This is a genomic window from Deinococcus pimensis DSM 21231, assembly GCF_000519345.1.
GTDB lineage: Bacteria > Deinococcota > Deinococci > Deinococcales > Deinococcaceae > Deinococcus_A > Deinococcus_A pimensis.
Genome location: NZ_KI912676.1, coordinates 52,645 through 68,622, shown reverse-complemented (window position 1 = coordinate 68,622; position 15,978 = coordinate 52,645). Strand labels below are relative to the sequence as shown.

Sequence of the window (15,978 nt, the reverse complement as noted above, 5' to 3'; positions counted from 1 at the left end):
GGCGCTCATGGTGCCGGCGCTCGTCACCCTCGCGAACCTCCTCGCGCTCGCCGCGGGGGACGCGCCACCCCGCGCGTGGCTGCACTTCGATTCCTCGACACCCCTGCTGCTCGTCGCGTTCGTGCTGTTCGGTTTCGCGGAGCAGACCGGCTGGCGAGGCTACGCGCTTCCCCGCCTCACCCGTCGGTTCGGTCTGCCGGCGTCGAGTGCGCTGCTGGGCACGCTCTGGGCGACGTGGCACCTGCCGCTGTTCTTCGTGGTCGGGTCCGGTCAGTACGGACAGGCGTTCGCGCCGTACCTGCTGGAGGTGACCGGGTGGTCCTTTCTGATGTCGTGGTTGTGGCGCCGCGCACAGGGGGCGGTGCTGCCGTGCGTGCTCGCGCACATGTCGATCAACGTGACCGCCGTGACGCTCGGCACGACCGAGCACAGCGCGCCCTGGCGGCTCGCGCTGTGGGCGATGCTGATCGTGAGCCTCGCGTGGAGCTTCGTTCGGGAGGCACGTCAGGCGACGCCGCGCTGTGCGTGAGCGCGGCCATTCAGGCTGGCCGGACCCTGCGGTGGTCGGCCGCACGGAAGCTTGTTCAGGTGCGTGCGGGCTCAGTCCGGCAGGGCCCAGCGAATCAGGGCGCCGTCCTCATCGCACCACCGCGCGCCCGCACGGACGAACCCCGTCTTTTCCAGCACCCGCATGGACGCGAGGTTGTCCACGCGCGTCTCGGCCGTGACCTGCCGCACCTCGGGATGTGATCGGGCGAAGGCGAGCATCGCGCGCACCATCTCCGTCGCATAGCCCTGCGAGTGGTAGGCGGGGTTGAGGCCGTAGCCGAGCTCGACGGTGCCCTGCTCGTCCGGGCCGCCCTTGAAGCTCAGCTGCCCGATCGCACGCCGGTCCGCCTTGTGGACGAGCGTCCCACCCCACGTGGGCCGCGCCGGGTCGAACGTGACGATCTTGTGTTCGAAGGTGACGAGCGCGTCGCCGGGCCACTCGGCCGGGAAGTGCACCATCATCGGCCCGCCGGGCATGTCCACGTTCGCGGTGAAGTCGGTCCGTTCGAGTCGGGTCTGGAGGACGTGGAGGGGCGTGGGGACGAGCAGCAGCCGTTCAGTCTCGAGGTGCAAGGGATCTCCTGAGCGTGCGAACAACGTACCGCACGTGACGGCGCGTGTTCTCGTGCGTGGCAGCATACCGTCCGGTCCGCCGCGCGCCGTCCGCCAAAGGACGTACCCGCCCGCGTCGCTCGGCCCTCCTGCCTCCGAGCGTGGTGGCTACCAGTTCCAGCCGTCCCACCCGTCGCCGGAACCTGGATCGAAGTCCTCGGGCGTGACGGGGACGGCAGGCTCGTCACTCCAGAATCCTTCGTCCGATCCGGCGTCCTGCTCGTCCTGCGCGCCGTTCCACTCCGGCAGCCGGTCGTTCTGCTCACGCCAGGACAGTCCAGGGGGTACGGCGGGGCGGCGCGGAACGCCGCTTTGATCGGGGTCGGGTCATTGGGAACTCCAGCAGGATGATCGGGAACGGTGGGACGTCAGCGGCCCGCGGTGAGCGGACGCTGCCGGGCGTCGTGGTCGATCAGCCGCCGTCGAGCTGCTGCCGGGCGCTCTGCCGCAAAGGGTTGGGGCGGTGCTCGTGCTGTTCGGCGCTCTTCGTCGTACTGGACTCTTCAGGCGCGCTGTGCAGTCCGAGGGCGTCGTCGTTCGGGACGGGGCCGCCGTGTGGTGCGCCGCCCGCGTCGTGGGCTGCCCGAAGGAGAGGGAAGGCGTGAGGAGCGGGGAGGGCCTTGTGGTCGGTGTGCTGTTCCGGGTGGGGGACGAACGCGAACAGGGCGAGCAGCAGCGGCAGCAGCAGGGCCACGCTGCGGGCGCGCTCGAAGAGCGTTCGCTCCGTCATCGGGTCGGTTGAGTGCACGCGCTTCTTGGGGACGCGGACAATCTGTCCTCGAAGGTCGGCGTTGGTGGTGGCTGTCGACGTCATGCTGGTGGCGAGTGGTGTGATGTGACCGCTTGTCGTGGGATCCTCATGCGTTCTTTACTGGTTGGCATCGAGGCGACAATTACTGGCATATTGCCATTCAATGCCAGTACGCTGGGAGAGGAGGTTCCATGCCGACCAAACCCACCACCCGCGTTCAGGCGCTCGTCCGCCACGCCCTCGAAGAAAACGCCGCACGCGGTCACCAGGGCGACCTGCCCGAAGGCAAGGTCACCGTCCGCCTCGGCGCCGTCGACTACTTCTGGCTCGACGGGCTCGCCGAACTCATGGACGCCAGCCGCACCCGCACGGCCGCGATGCTCCTCTCCGCCGCCATCCGCGACGCCGCCCACACCGCCGGCCTCCCCACCGAAGGCGACGAGTTCAAAGCGCGACTCAAAGCCTTCCTCGACACGGAATTCCCGCAGGAGACCACCCCGCCCAACAGCAGCTGACCACCGGAGGGCCCATGCCGCACCACACCGAACTGATCGCCGCGCTCGCCGTCGGCCTCACCCTCGCCTTCTTCGCGGGTCTGCTCGCCACCCGCCTGCGCCTCCCCCCCCTCGTCGGGTACCTGCTCGCGGGCCTCGCCGTCGGTCCCTTCACACCGGGCTTCATCGCGGACGCCAGCATCGCCGCGCAGCTGTCCGAGATCGGCGTGATCCTGCTGATGTTCGGCGTCGGCCTGCACTTCAGCGTCGCCGACCTGCTCGCCGTGCGGCGCATCGCCGTGCCCGGCGCGCTCGTCCAGATCGTCGTCGCCACCCTGCTCGGGCTCGGCGCCACCCGCCTGTGGGGCTGGCCGTTCGGGGAAGGCCTCGTGTTCGGCCTCGCCCTGTCCGTCGCGAGCACCGTCGTCCTGCTCCGCGCCCTCGAAGAACGCGGCGCGCTCGACACCCAGAAAGGCAAGATCGCCGTCGGCTGGCTCGTCGTCGAGGACCTCGTGATGGTCCTCGCGCTCGTCCTGCTGCCCGCCCTGGCGCCCCTCCTGCGTGGAACCGACGGTGGCGCGGGCCTTGATGCGGGCGCCCTCACCGTCTCCATCCTCCTGACGCTCGGCAAGGTCGCGCTGTTCGTCACCCTGATGCTCGTCGCGGGCCGCCGCGTCATCCCCTGGCTGCTCGCGCGCGTCGCCGCGCTCGGCTCGCGCGAGCTCTTCACTCTCGCGGTGCTTGGCACCGCCCTCGGCATCGCCTACGGCGCGGGCGTGTTGTTCGACGTGTCCTTCGCGCTCGGCGCGTTCTTCGCAGGGGTCGTCGCGAGCGAGAGCCGCTTCAGCCATCAGGCCGCCGAGGACGCCCTGCCCTTCCAGGACGCGTTCGCGGTGCTGTTCTTCGTCTCCGTCGGGATGCTCTTCAACCCCGCCGTGCTCATCCAGGCACCCCTGCTGGTTCTCGCGACCGCGCTGGTCGTCGTGCTCGGAAAGACCGTCGCGGCCTTCCTGATCGTGCTGCTGTTCCGCTACACCATCGGCACGGCCCTCGCCGTGTCCGTGTCCCTCGCGCAGATCGGTGAGTTCAGCTTCATCCTCGCCGGGCTCGGACGTGACCTCGATCTGCTCAGCGAGCAGGGGCAGAACCTCATCCTCGCCGGCGCGATCCTCTCCATCACCCTCAACCCCTTCCTGTTCCGTCTCACCGAACCCGTGGAGGCCGCGTTGAGACGCGCACGCCGGACGCGCCCCGGGAGCGAGTTTGGCGACGACCACACCACTGACCTTCCCGCTGCACTGGAAGGCCACGCGGTCCTGGTCGGGTACGGCCGGGTCGGCCGCGTCATCGGCGAGGCGTTGCGCGCGCACAACGTTCCCCTTGTGGTGGTTGAGCAGGACGATGACCTGGTGAGCGCCCTACGGGAGCAGCGCGTCCCCGCCGTGTACGGTGACGGCGCCCGCGCGCACGTGCTGCGCCGCGCGCATCCCGAATCGGCTCGCCTCGTCGTCGTCGCCACCCCGGACCCCGTACAGGCGCAGCTCATCGTAGAGCACGCCCGGCATGCCAACCCGGACGTGAGGATCGTCGCACGTACCCACGACGACCATACCCGCGCGGAACTCGAACGGCTCGGCGCGGACCTTGCGCTGTTCGGCGAGCTCGAACTGGCCCGCAGCATGACCGGTCACGCCCTTGGTGCGTTCACGGAGCGGCCAGCGTGAAGGGCGCCGAGGAAACCGTCCGGCTCGTCCGGACCGACGAGCGCGGCGCGCCCACGAGCTTCGACTGGCGCGGACAGCGTGAAGTACAGGTGGTGCTCGGAACCTGGACGTCGGGCGGCGTGGTGCGCCTCGGTGATCTCGGCGCCCGCACCGCCCATCTGAACCGCCCGGACTTCAGGATCGTCGATTGCCCGTGAAAGGCCAAGCGTGGACCACTCGAACTTCATCGACCTGCCCATCCTCGTCACGTCCGTCCTGCTGATCGTCGGGATGCTCGCCAGCAAGCTCGGCGGGCGACTCGGCGTTCCCGGCCTCGTGCTGTTCCTCGTGATCGGCATGCTCGCCGGCAGCGAAGGCCCCGGCGGCATTCCCTTCGAGAACTACGAACTCACCCAGACGATCGGCATCGTCGCGCTCGCGTTCATCCTCTACACCGGCGGACTCGAAACCAACTGGAAGCAGACACGCCCCGTCCTCGCGCGGGGTCTCTCGCTCGCCACGCTCGGCGTGCTCCTCACCACCGGCCTCGTCGGGGTGGTCTCGCACCTCCTGCTGAGCCTGCCGTGGCTCACCAGCTTCCTGCTCGGCGCGGTCGTGTCCTCCACCGACGCGAGCGCCGTGTTCTCCGTGCTCAAGGAACGCGCGCTCGGCCTCAAGGGCAACATCAAACCGCTGCTGGAGTTCGAGTCGGGCGTCAACGACCCCATGGCGGTCTTCCTCGTGATCGGCCTCACCGCGCTCGTCGCGCACCCCGGCACCCCCTGGTCCGAGGTGATCCCGCTGTTCCTGAGGCAGATGCTGATCGGCGGCGCCCTCGGTGTCCTGCTCGGCCGGCTCGCGGTGCGCTTCATCAACCGCGTCGACCTGCCCTCGGAGGGGCTCTACACGGTCCTGTCCGTCGCGATCGTCGGGCTGGTGTACGGCGCGACCGCCCTCCTGGGCGGCAGCGGCTTCCTCGCCGTCTACATCACCGGCGTGATCCTCGGCAACAGCGCCTTCGTGCACAAACGCAGCCTGCGTCACTGGCACGAGGGCCTCACGTACCTGCTGGAGATCGGGATGTTCCTGCTGCTCGGCCTGCTGGTCTTCCCCTCCAAGGTGATCGCCCTCGCCGTGCCCGCCCTGCTGATCAGCCTCTTCCTGATGTTCGTCGCGCGGCCCGTCGCGGTGTACGTGAGCCTCGCGCTGTCCCCCATGAAGAAGCGGCACAAGAGCATGGTCGCCTGGGTGGGGCTGCGCGGCGCCGTCCCGATCATCCTCGCGACGTTCCCGCTGCTCGAACATCTGCCCGGCTCGCAGACGATCTTCAACGTCGCGTTCTTCATCATGCTCACGAGCCTGCTCGTGCAGGGCACTACCCTGCCGTTCGTGGCGCGGCTCCTGCAGGTCGACGAACCCCTGGAGGCGAAGAACACCCAGCGCCTGCTGTTCACCCCGACCGGCGCGAGCAAGCACGACCTGGTGGAGGTCGTGGTGCCCGAATCGTCGAGCGTGGTGGGGCGGCGCATCGTGGACCTGAACTTCCCTCCGGAAGCGCTGATCCTGCTGATCCACCGTGGAGGGGAGTACATCGTCCCGAACGGCTCGACGGTGCTCGAAGCGGGTGACGAGATTCAGGTGCTCGGCAGCCCGGAGTTCTTCGAGCAGGTCCGCGAACGCATCGCGCGGCGTCGCGCGCAACCCGCGTGACCGGCAGGAACGAGAAGACGAATCGTCCCACCATTGTCCTCGGTCCCGCGGCGGGCGGCGTCACGCAGGGGAACACCGCCACGGTGCACGCGGGGTACCACGACTCCGCGAGCACCGAGATCCGCCGGACCGAGTCATGCCGCGTGAACACGAAGGGCTTCTCGGACCGCGTCCACCTCGGGTTCGCGCCCGGCTGGAACTCCGTGTTGGGCACGCGGACCACGAACGCGGACGGCACCGTGACGATGTTCCTGTCCGGCGCGGCGACGCAGATGGCCCGGGAGGCACGACCCCAAGGACGACCCCGTCACTTCACGTTCGAACCGCCCTCGCGACGCCGAACCCAAAACCGCTCTCCCGTCGGTCGGGGAGGTGCTGCTCGCGCCACGCCTTCGCCCTCCTCGCCCGGAAGCACGGAACGTACGGCATCGTCCGGCTGGGCGCGGCGCTCCAGGCCGTCGCCCTGCTCGCGGGGATGGACTGGAGGTCAGCGCGACGCGGCGGGTGCTGGCCTGGTCGTTCGGGGCGTTACAGGGGGCTGAAGACGAACTTGTCGCTCTGACCGCCGCGCAGGACGCTCTCGGTCTGCTCGCCGAGGAAGGTGCGGCCCGTGATGGCCTCCACCGCGCCCCACACCGCACCGAGCGTGAAGGTGCACCTGCGCTCGGAGCCCTGCTCCTCGCCCGCGCTGCACACGGTGTCCTGTGTTTCGACGACGATGTTCTCGCCGTCCTGGTAGGACTTCACGACGGCGCACAGGCGTGTGCCGTTCTCGCCGACGGCGCCGTCGAGGATGCCCGCGATCTGCTCCACCGCGGGGTTGCTGCCGGCGACGCCAAGGTCCGTGGCGACGGTGTGGCCACGGACCTTCCCGGCGCGGATGAAGACGACGGCGGCGCCGTCCGTGCCGAGGGTGTCCTCGACGCCGGTGATGACGGCCTTGAAGCACACGACGGAGGAGAAGTCGCCGAGGGTGGGGCGGGTCTGGGTGAGGGTCGCGGTCATGTGATGGCTCCTTGAGGACAGGCGCGCGCTGGCCTGCGAGGCGAGTGGTGAAGGGTCGATGTGGACTGGCGCCTGGGGCGGGCGGGGGTACAGGGTCCGCAGCAGGTCGTGGAGGGAACGCAACGGCGCGCTCCTCAGAGCACGCTGGAGACGGCGGTGGCGGCGTCGCGCGCTTCCATCATGAGCAGGCCGAGGTTCATTCCGGCGGGCGCGACGACGGCGAGCACGCCGCGTCCGGCGGCGTAGAAGAACACCATTCCGTCGGTGCCGGAGACGCTCATCTCGGTGAGGACGCCGCTCCCGACGGTGTCGCCGATGCGCTTGCCGAGACCGAGGGCGGTGGCGGCCATCGCGGCGACGCGGTTGGCGTCCGTGCCGGCGCTCATGGTCTGCGCGATGGGGAGGCCGTCGGCGGTGGCGACGAGGACGCCCTTGAGTTCGGGGAGGTTGGCGCGCAGCGTCGAGAGGGTGGCGTTGAGGACTTCCTGCTTGCTCATGGTGCTGGTCATGGTGATCTCCTGGAGGGGGCGAGGCGGAGGGTCGGTCCGAACGACGCGCGCTCGCGCGGGAGTTCCGGGGGTCAGGTCAGGAGTGTGACGTCCTGGTCGTGCCGGGCGGGGAGGTGTTCGAGGAGCCGGACGAGGGCGGTGGCCGCGCTCGCGCGGTTCGTGGCGTCGATGCCGATCACCTGATGGGGTGGAAGCTGGACGTACAGCGCGAGGTCCTCGGGGCGCCAGACGCCCGGCTGGTCCTGCCGGGTGACGGCGAGAACGAAGGGCAATTGGTGCCGGGCGGTGATGTACTCGAGGATGCCTCTCGCGGCGGGGAAGTCGCGGGGTTTGTGCCCTCCCACGAGCATCACGAGCCCGAGGGCGTCCTGGGCCAGCACATCCCACATGAAGTCGAAGCGGTCCTGCCCGGGGGTGCCGTAGAGGTGCAGCTCCTGATCTTCGAGCCTGAGGGTGCCGTAGTCGAACGCGACGGTGGTGCTGGGCTTGCCGATGTCCTCGCTGGGGACGGCTTCGGTGGCGATCACCTCGGTTTCGCTGAGGGTCTGCACGAAGGTGGTCTTGCCGGCGCCGACGGGGCCGCTGATCACGAGCTTGAGGGGGCGCGTCACGCGCGGGTGCCGATCATGCGGCGCAGCGCGCCGAGCAGGCGAGCGACGGGATTGGCCGCGGGTGCAGGGCGGCCGGGTGAGGAGGCTGGAGCGGCAGCGTTGTGCTGCTCACGATGAATGGCGCGCTGGGGCTGGATGAGGCCGATGGCGCGCAGGCGGTAGAGGAGCCGCTGGGCGTCGCGTTCGGTCATGCCGAGGTCGGAGGCGAGAGTCTCGGCGCTCGCGCCGCTTCTGAGGAAGGGCGCGGCCGTGGTCCAGGTGGCGCGCAGATCCTGGGGGACGTCCTGATAGAAGGTGGGGACGAAGTGGGTGACCGGGTGTGGGAGGTGGTCGTCAGGGACGTCCGTGTGGGTGGCGTGGGTGAGGAGGTCGACGAGGGCGTAGTCGACCTGACGCAGGGCGTCCGTGATGGGGGCGGGGTGGAATTCCCAGTACCCGCTGGGGGTGGCGGCGACGCTGCGGAGGAGGTCGCGGAGTCGTCCGTCGTCGCGGATGTTGAAGCCGTCGACGAACAGGGCGCGGAGGCGGCCACGCTCGAGGATGAGCTGGAGGTTGCGGCCGTGGAGGGCGCGCTCCACGTCGAGGGTGCCGGTGTGGTGGGCGAGGACGTGGGCGAGGTCGGTGAGGGGCAGGTCGGCGAGGTCTCCGGTGAGGGCCATGGATCTCCTGTGGTGGGCGAGGGGCGCGGGGAGCGGCTCGTTTCCCTCAGCCTACGCAGGGTTTTTCACAGGACTCTTACTTTTTGTCGGCTTTCTCATAAAGTGTCGGCTGGCCCCGCGGTGGGACGACACCCTGCCAGGCATGAGCGGGGTCAATGAGGAAAGTTTCGCGACACTCCGGGCGCACGTCGACCCGTCGTGCCCGGGAGCGGTCCGCATAACATTAAGCGCGAATGAAATGTGGGCCGAGCCTCATGAGGTTCGTTCAATCCGACGCCCTGACGGCCATCCCCTTCCCCGTCGTCTTCAAGAGCCGCCCGACGTACCGGGCCGGCACGGGCTTCGACCGCCAGAAGCCCTGCCACGCCTCCACCCCGAGCGCCTCCACCACCTCGAGGTTCGCCCGCGTCTCGACGCCCTCCACCACCACCGGGAACGCCAACGACCGGCACAGCTCCACCACCGCGCGCAACACCTTGTGGCCCTCCTCACCCTCGTCCCCGCGGCCCAGGTCGAGCAGGAACGACCGGTCCACCTTCACCCGCGAGACCGGCAGCCGGCTCAGCCGCGACAGCGACGAGTACCCCGCCCCGAAGTCGTCCAGCACCACTTCCACGCCCAACGCGTGCAACTCGCGCGTCACCGCCAAGGTCACCTCGTCGCGGCCGAGCACCTCCTCGACCACCTCCAGCCACACCCGCTGAGGCGGCAGCCCGAAACGTCCCAGCAACGTACGTACGAAGTCCACGAACCCGTCCGAACACAACGCCTCCTCCGAACAGTTCACACTCAGACGCGGCGCCACGCCACCCCGACCGGCCGCCGGCCAGCGCGAGGCGTGCCGGCAGGCCTCCTCCAGAACCAACCGGTCGAGGTCCGCCAGGCACCGTTCCTCACGCAGGACAGGTAGGAACACGTCCGGTGACAGCACGCCCCGCGACGGATGACGCCAGCGCGCCAGTGCCTCGAACGCCAGCACCTCACCCGTGCCGGTCGCGACGATCGGCTGGAAGAACACCTCGAACTCCCGCCGGCCCAGCGCGGCCAGCACGTCCCGACGCACCTGCGCGTCCTCGTCCGCCTCGCCCCGCATGGAGGGCTCGAAGAACACGACCGAACTGCCCGGATCCGACCGCGCGGCCCGCAGGGCGAGCGCCGCGTCGGCGAGCGCCTCCTCCGCCCGGGCGTACTCGTGCAGGCACACCGTGACGCCCATCCGCACGTCCACCCGCACCTCACGGCCCCCCTGCCGGTACGGCCTCGTGAGCGCCTCCAGCACCCGCCGCGCGTACGACCGGACCTCCTCGGGACCGCACAGGTCCTCGGCGACCAGCACGAACTGGTCCCCACCCACGCGCGCGACGGTGTGCGACGCCGCCGCGACCGTCTTGAGTCGGTGCGCGACCTGAAGGAGCAGCGCGTCCCCGTCCGCCCGGCCGTACGTCTCCACGAAGGACCTGAACCGCGCGACGTTGAGCTTGAGGACCGCGAAACGGTGGGAGGCGCGGTCCCGGTGAAGCTTGACGCTGTGCCCCAGCCGGTCGAGCAGCAGCGCGCGGTTCGCGAGCCCGGTGAGCGCGTCGTGAAAGGCGTCGTGCTGCGTCTGCTCCACCAGGCGCTGCAGCTTGCGGGTGCGTTCCTGCACCTGCCGGGCGAGCACCTCGTTGTTGCGCCGCAGGGCGCGCTCGAGGCGCAGCTCGTCCGTCACGTCGCGCGACACGCCCAGCGTGCCCGTCCCACCGGACGGCAGCGCGAACGGCGTGAGGGTCGTGCGCAGATTCCGGGAGGCGCCCTCGACGACGATCTGCTCGTCCACGGTCAACGCCTCGCCTCCTCGCAGCGACCTCGCCGTCGCCTCCTCGAAGGCGCGGGCGACGTCGAGGTCGAGCAGCTCCCAGTTGGTGCGTCCCAGCACCTCGCCCAGCGGCCGCCGGAAGAGCCGGGCGGTGGCGTCGTTCGCGAACACGAACGTGCCGGTCGCGTCCTTGAGGAACACGGCGTCCTGAACGCCCTCAAGGACCCGGCGCAGCATCTCGTCCCGGTCACGCAGCGTGCCGAGCGTGACGTGCTGCCCGGTCACGTCGAAGGCCACACCCACGAGCCGGGTACCGTCGGGGTGACGGCGTCCGCGGACGGCCACGTGGAGGGTCCGTCCGGCGGGGGACTGGACGAGCAGCGTCAGCGCGAACGCCGCGTCCGCCTCGTCGCTCGCGCGGGTTTCGGTGAGGAGCTCCGTGAGGCGCGCGCGGTCCCCAGGGGCGACCCAGCTGAGGAACCGAGCGAGCGGCAGCGTCTCCGACGCGGGCCACAGGTGCGTCTGGCCATGCGTCTCGATGACGAGGCGCGCCTCGTCGAGGTCGAGGGCCCAGGTGGCCATGCCGGCGCCTTCGAGGGCGAGGCGAAGGGTGGCCTTGCGGTCGATGAGTTCACGGGTGAGACGAACTCGCTCGGCGTCGTCGCGGAGCCGCAGGAGTTCATGCGTGGCCACGGCGGCGAGGTCGTGGAGGACCGCGGTCTCCTCCGCGGTGAAGTCCGTGCGTGGCGCGGTGTCGTGCAGGCAGAGACTGCCGACGCGGTGTCCGTCGGGTGTGGTGAGGGGCACACCGGCGTAGAACCGCAGGTGCGGGTGGTTTTGGACGAAGGGGTTGTCGGCGAAGCGGGCGTCGAGCGTGGCGTCGAGGATCACGAGGGGGGCGTCCGCGTCGTGGTCGAGCAGGTGCTGGCAGAAGGTGTGGTCGCGCGGGACCGCCGTCACCCCCTCGGGAATGCCGGAAGTGGAGACGAGCTGTTGAGTGTGCTCGTCGAGCAGGCCGATCAGGGCGATGGGCGCGCCGGTGAGGCGGCCGAGACTGCGGGTGACGGCGTCGAGGACAGCGTTGGTGTTGGTGGATGGAACGGTGAGGGCTCGGAGGGCCTCGAGGCGTTGGAGCTCGCGGTTCGCGGCGCGCTCGCCCGGGTCCCGCGGGCCGTGCTTGTCCGGCATGTCGTGATGCTATCAGGACGCTACTCAGCTGGCGCTCATGAAAAAGAGCGTGTTCATAGGCGGAGCTACATTCCACACACCAGAGGAGGCAAGGCGTGTGAAGAGTCCTTGAAGGGTCGTCCAGCATCGCGGCGGAGACCGCGAGTAATTCCCCACGAGTCCGCACGCTCTCCCATGACGGGCCACGCGGCGACGCCGCGAGCGGGGTGCCCGTCATGGCCCTCGTGAAGACCGAGGCGCCCGTTCGGCCCGACCTGTCGCTTCCGGACACGCTCGTCGGCTCACGGGGTGAGGTGATTCGGCTGCGCGTCTGGACGCGCGGCGGCACGTCACCCGCCCCTGAGGCGGTCCGCATGACGAGCATCGCGTTCATTGGCGCCCTCGGCGTGTCCTTCACCCGGACGCTGCCCGGCGACCTGCTCGGCCTGCCCGCCCTGCGCGACGTCCAAGTCACCGAGTGGCGCGGCGCGTCGTGCCTCGACGCGGGCCGACGCAGCACGGTCGCGGCATTGGCCTCGGGTCAGGTGAAGGGCAGATCGACCGGCGCGTTCTCACCCTTCACGCGTGGCGCGAGCAGGTCGGTGAACCCCATCCGGGTGAGCAGACGCGACCGCATGAGCGTCGCGACGGCCGTGACGGGCGCGTCACCGAAATCGGAGAAGTCCACCGCGGAGCGGTAGGGGCGCGTGCCGGGCGGCAACGCCACGATTCGCGCGATCTCGTCCGCGACGGCCTGCACGTCCTGCCTCACACCCGGCGAGAAGAGCCCCTCGGTGGCGTCCTGGTTCCGGGCGAGCGCGTCGTGATAGCGCCCGTACGCGGCGGTGACGTGTTCGTCGTCGGCGCGCGCCGCGTTCGCGAAGTGGTCGGTGCCCTGCGTGAACGGACCGGGCATCACGATGGACGTCTCGATGCCGAACCGCGCCACCTCGTACGACACGGACTCCGCGAGGGAATCCATCGCGGCTTTCGCGGCCGTGTACGGCGCGAGAAACGGCGGAACCACACGACTGGTGCCGCTCCCGACCCAGAGCAGCAGCCCGGCCTCCTGCGCGCGCAGCACCGGCAGGGCGGCGCGGTTGACGCGCATCGCGCCGACCGTGTTGACGTTCAGCGCGCTCAGCAGCTGCTCGGGGGTGAACGCCTCGGCGATCCCGAAGTACAGGTGGGCGGCGTTGTGAATCACGACGTCCAGTCGGCCCTGGGCGCGCACCACGCTGCTCACGGCAGCGTGGGCGGAGCGTTCGGAGAGCACGTCGAGTTCCACCACGTGAAGCCTCAGGTTCCGCTCCGTGGCCTGCCTCCTGAGCGTCTCGGCTTTGGGCGCGTTACGTCCCTCGACGTCGCGCATGCTGGCGTACACGATATGTCCCGCGTCGGCGAGCGTGAGCGCGGTGAGGCGGCCCATGCCGGTTCCGGCTCCGGTGATGAGGATGACGTTGTGCATCGTTGACCTCCGAACAGGGCGTGACGCCGAGACGTCACGAGGAGAGCGCGTCCGTGACCGTGGGTCCGTTGCGTCCGCGAGTCAGACCATGCCGCCGTTGACGCGGACGACCTGACCGTTGATCCAGCGTCCCGGCCCCGCGAGGAACGACACGACCCGCGCGACGTCGTCGGGTGTGCCGAGCCGTTCCATCGGGTTCATCTTCGCGAGCCGGTCGATGGTCGCGTCGTCCTTGCCGTACAGGAACAGGTCCGTCGTGGTCGGTCCGGGCGCGACGGCGTTGACGGTGACGTCCCGTCCGCGCAGCTCGCGCGCGAGGACCCGCGTCATCGCCTCCACGGCGCCCTTGCTGGCGCCGTATGGGCCGTAGGTGGGCAGGGCGAGGCCCAGCACGGACGTGGAGAGGTTGATGATCGCGCCGCCCGGGCGCACGTGACGCGCGGCCTGCTGGTCGATCAGGAACGTGCCGCGGACGTTCACGCGGATGAGCCGGTCGAAGTCGTCGAGGTCGTACTCCGCGAGGGGCTTGAGGATCATGATGCCGGCGGCGTTCACGACGACGTCCACGCCGCCCCAGGTGTCCTCGGCGGTTCCGAAGAGGGCCTGGGCGGCGTCGGGATCGGCGACGTCCGCCCGGACGGCGAGGGCGACGCCGCCTCGGCGTTCGATGCCGTGGACGGTGTCCTGCGCTTCCTGGTCGTTCTGGGCGTACGCGATGACGACGTGGTGTCCGTCCTCGGCGAGGCGTTCGGCGACGGCGCGGCCGATGCCGCGTGAGCCGCCGGTGACGATCGCGACGCGTGGGCGTTCGTTCGTGGGCATGGGTGGTCCTCCTGTGGACGCGAGGTGGGTGGACATGGACCTGGACGTCCGGCGCCGTCCGCTTGGGACGCGCCGGGCGGTCGGAGCGGCGAATCCGCTGCCTTCCGCGTCCTCACTGTCGTCCGTGCAGAGGTGTTCGCGCTGCCACGTTCCTGACCGGAACTTGCCCGATCCTGCAAGGTGAGCGCGTGATGGTGACCACGCTCAACCTGTGCGGCCCTCGCGTCCGGCACCATGAACGGCATGACCGGCCCCATCGTCCCCCACGAGCAGACGCGGCACTCGGAGGTCCTGGCCGACCTGATCGCGCGTCACACGTCAGGTCCTGGCCTGACGTCCACCATCGTTCCGGGACTGCACCTGTTCCGCGCGGACGCGCCCTCGAGTCCGACGCACATGTTGTACCGGCCGTCCATCTGCCTGATCGCCCAGGGCGCGAAGGTGACGCAGCAGGGTGAGACGACGTTGCGGTACGGACCGGCGGAGATGCTGCTGGTGTCCGTCAGCCTGCCGCTCACCGTGCAGATTCTCGACGCGTCCCCGGACCGCCCGCACCTCGCGCTGCACGTGGACCTCGATCCGGCCCTCATCGCCACGCTCGCGCTGGAGTTTCCTGACGAGACGGAGCGCGCCGCCCCGCCCGGCAGTCTCGCGGTCACCACGCTCGACCCGATGGTGCTCGACGCGGCGACGCGGCTCACGCGGCTGCTCGACACGCCGCAACATGTGCCTGCGCTCGCGCCCGGGGTCGTGCGTGAACTGACGTACCTGCTGCTCGCGGGCCCCGAGGGCGCCCGGCTGCGCGCGCTGGTGCGGACGGCCGGACAGACCGCGCGAATCGTGGCGGCCATCGAGCGCCTCGTCCATGACTACGACCGTCCGGTCGCCATGACGACCCTCGCGGCCAGCGTGAACATGAGCGTCTCCGGGTTTCACCATCACTTCAAGGCGGTGACCGCCATGAGTCCCCTGCAGTACCAGAAGCGGCTGCGTCTGCAGGAGGCGCGCCGACTGCTGCTCGGCGGAGCGTCCGACGTGACCGGCGTGAGCTCGCGCGTCGGGTACGACAGTCCGTCGCAGTTCAGCCGCGAATACCGGCGCCTGTTCGGCGTCTCGCCCCGGCAGGACCGTGGGGGCCAGCGCGCGAAGGGATCAGACTCCCACGACTTCGGTTCTCGCGAGGTCCGCCTCACCCGCATGAACGACATCTCGGACCACGTCGGCGGGCGTCCGGTCGGCCTCGCGCTCGGCCTCGAAGGCCTCGGCTGACGAGCTACGTGCCGGGCGGCGCGGGTTCGGTTTCGTGCTGGTCCACGAGGGCCGCGAGAATGCGGGTCAGGTGGGCGTGGTCCTCGCGGCTGAGGTGACGTTCGATGCCGCGCTCCATGCTCTGGATGCGGGGCCGCAGGTCGTTCAGGACGCGTTCGCCTTCGGGGGTGATGGTCAGGCGGCGGCGGTCGTCCGTGCTGCGCGTTCGGCGCAGGAGGCCGGCGTCCTCGAGTCGGGCGACCATGCCGGCGGTGGTGTTCTTGTCGAGGGTGCCAAGGGCCAACGTCATCTTCGTTCTCATGGGAGCTCGTGCCGGTCCACACGGGACCGACACGAGCGTGGAAGGACACCGATGAATTCCTCATGATCGGTGTCCGGATCATCGGCCCGCCTCCCCGGGTCGCGCGGACCTGCCGCTCCCGAAGGAGCGCGGGGCGTGAGGGCGTCCCCTGCCATCGGAACATCGGGCTGACCGCACGTACGCGGCGTGGAACGCGTCCGGGCGTCGCCGTCCTGGGACGTTCCGCCCCTCGCGAGCGGCTGATCATCCGGGCTTCACCTCGACTTCGTTACGGTCGTCTTATGCGCCGGGTCCCACCTCGCCTCCGCTGGCCTCTCCGCTCGTCGGGAACGACCTGACGATGCGGTCCGTCGTCGCGGCGGCCGAAGGTCGGCCCCTCTCCGACCCGGTCCGGCACCTGCTCGCGCGGCTCGCCGAGCACGACCGGGACACGTACCGACATGGCCTGCGCGTGGCGACGCTGTGCGAGGCGCTCGCCGGGCAGCTCGCCTGGACGGCCGCGCGGCGCGGCGCCGCTCACCTCGCGGGCCTCCCGAGCGGCGTGACGTGAGCG

17 protein-coding genes are annotated in these 15,978 nt (G+C 70.2%); 7 read left to right on the top strand and 10 right to left on the bottom strand.

Annotation, left to right across the window (positions count from 1 at the left end; translation table 11 throughout):
* Positions 1-7 precede the first annotated feature (7 nt).
* Positions 8-529, top strand: coding sequence for a CPBP family intramembrane glutamic endopeptidase (locus tag DEIPI_RS36230; RefSeq protein WP_027483681.1), 522 nt, complete (start codon positions 8-10; stop codon positions 527-529).
* Between the two features lie 71 nt (positions 530-600).
* On the opposite strand, the gene DEIPI_RS0125740 is transcribed toward DEIPI_RS36230, so the two are convergent.
* Positions 601-1,122 (bottom strand): GNAT family N-acetyltransferase, encoded by a 522-nt coding sequence (locus DEIPI_RS0125740; protein ID WP_027483680.1) that lies wholly within the window; start codon positions 1,120-1,122, stop codon positions 601-603.
* A 451-nt stretch (positions 1,123-1,573) separates the two neighbouring features.
* Entirely contained in the window at positions 1,574-1,975 is a 402-nt protein-coding gene (locus DEIPI_RS0125735; protein WP_169737221.1) for a hypothetical protein, read from the bottom strand.
* A gap of 128 nt (positions 1,976-2,103) precedes the next feature.
* On the opposite strand from DEIPI_RS0125735, the gene DEIPI_RS0125730 reads away from it, so the two are divergent.
* The 4 genes from DEIPI_RS0125730 to DEIPI_RS0125715 are packed head-to-tail and all read left to right on the top strand — an operon-like array spanning position 2,104 to position 5,819.
* Positions 2,104-2,427, top strand: coding sequence for a hypothetical protein (locus tag DEIPI_RS0125730; protein ID WP_027483678.1), 324 nt, complete (start codon positions 2,104-2,106; stop codon positions 2,425-2,427).
* A gap of 14 nt (positions 2,428-2,441) precedes the next feature.
* Positions 2,442-4,130 (top strand): cation:proton antiporter domain-containing protein, encoded by a 1,689-nt coding sequence (locus DEIPI_RS34690; protein ID WP_045235209.1) that lies wholly within the window; start codon positions 2,442-2,444, stop codon positions 4,128-4,130.
* Positions 4,127-4,327: a hypothetical protein gene (locus tag DEIPI_RS0125720; RefSeq protein ID WP_027483677.1), complete on the top strand. Its 201-nt coding sequence runs from the start codon at positions 4,127-4,129 to the stop codon at positions 4,325-4,327. Before DEIPI_RS34690 ends, DEIPI_RS0125720 begins: the two co-directional genes overlap by 4 nt.
* Before the next feature lie 10 nt (positions 4,328-4,337).
* Positions 4,338-5,819, top strand: coding sequence for a potassium/proton antiporter (locus DEIPI_RS0125715; protein WP_157464104.1), 1,482 nt, complete (start codon positions 4,338-4,340; stop codon positions 5,817-5,819).
* Positions 5,820-6,347: 528 nt separating this feature from the next.
* Here the strand turns inward: DEIPI_RS0125715 and DEIPI_RS0125710 are convergent.
* The 7 genes from DEIPI_RS0125710 to DEIPI_RS0125680 form a co-directional block, all read right to left on the bottom strand.
* Positions 6,348-6,824 (bottom strand): hypothetical protein, encoded by a 477-nt coding sequence (locus DEIPI_RS0125710; RefSeq protein ID WP_027483675.1) that lies wholly within the window; start codon positions 6,822-6,824, stop codon positions 6,348-6,350.
* A 134-nt stretch (positions 6,825-6,958) separates the two neighbouring features.
* Positions 6,959-7,333 (bottom strand): roadblock/LC7 domain-containing protein, encoded by a 375-nt coding sequence (locus DEIPI_RS0125705; protein ID WP_027483674.1) that lies wholly within the window; start codon positions 7,331-7,333, stop codon positions 6,959-6,961.
* A gap of 71 nt (positions 7,334-7,404) precedes the next feature.
* On the bottom strand, positions 7,405-7,944 hold the full coding sequence (locus DEIPI_RS34685) for a GTP-binding protein (RefSeq protein ID WP_045235208.1): 540 nt from the start codon (positions 7,942-7,944) through the stop codon (positions 7,405-7,407).
* A complete protein-coding gene (locus tag DEIPI_RS0125695) occupies positions 7,941-8,603 on the bottom strand; it encodes a DUF4388 domain-containing protein (RefSeq protein WP_027483673.1) in 663 nt (220 codons plus the stop codon). The genes DEIPI_RS34685 and DEIPI_RS0125695 overlap by 4 nt, the downstream gene beginning before the upstream one ends.
* Positions 8,604-8,868: 265 nt before the next feature.
* Positions 8,869-11,586 (bottom strand): sensor domain-containing phosphodiesterase, encoded by a 2,718-nt coding sequence (locus tag DEIPI_RS0125690; RefSeq protein ID WP_027483672.1) that lies wholly within the window; start codon positions 11,584-11,586, stop codon positions 8,869-8,871.
* Between the two features lie 520 nt (positions 11,587-12,106).
* Positions 12,107-13,033, bottom strand: coding sequence for an SDR family NAD(P)-dependent oxidoreductase (locus DEIPI_RS34680; protein ID WP_045235207.1), 927 nt, complete (start codon positions 13,031-13,033; stop codon positions 12,107-12,109).
* An 81-nt stretch (positions 13,034-13,114) separates the two neighbouring features.
* Positions 13,115-13,855: an SDR family oxidoreductase gene (locus tag DEIPI_RS0125680; RefSeq protein WP_027483671.1), complete on the bottom strand. Its 741-nt coding sequence runs from the start codon at positions 13,853-13,855 to the stop codon at positions 13,115-13,117.
* Between the two features lie 243 nt (positions 13,856-14,098).
* Between DEIPI_RS0125680 and DEIPI_RS34675 the strand changes: the two genes are divergently transcribed.
* Positions 14,099-15,124, top strand: a complete 1,026-nt coding sequence (locus DEIPI_RS34675) for an AraC family transcriptional regulator (protein ID WP_084474974.1) — start codon at positions 14,099-14,101, stop codon at positions 15,122-15,124.
* Between the two features lie 4 nt (positions 15,125-15,128).
* Here the strand turns inward: DEIPI_RS34675 and DEIPI_RS34670 are convergent, their stop codons facing one another.
* Positions 15,129-15,413 carry a MarR family transcriptional regulator gene (locus DEIPI_RS34670; RefSeq protein WP_052352027.1) on the bottom strand — a complete coding sequence of 95 codons (285 nt, stop codon included), beginning with the start codon at positions 15,411-15,413 and terminating at the stop codon, positions 15,129-15,131.
* A gap of 352 nt (positions 15,414-15,765) precedes the next feature.
* On the opposite strand from DEIPI_RS34670, the gene DEIPI_RS0125665 reads away from it, so the two are divergent.
* The gene (locus DEIPI_RS0125665) at positions 15,766-15,975 is read left to right on the top strand and encodes a hypothetical protein (protein WP_027483670.1); all 210 of its coding nucleotides are present in this window, start codon (positions 15,766-15,768) and stop codon (positions 15,973-15,975) included.
* Positions 15,976-15,978: the final 3 nt, after the last annotated feature.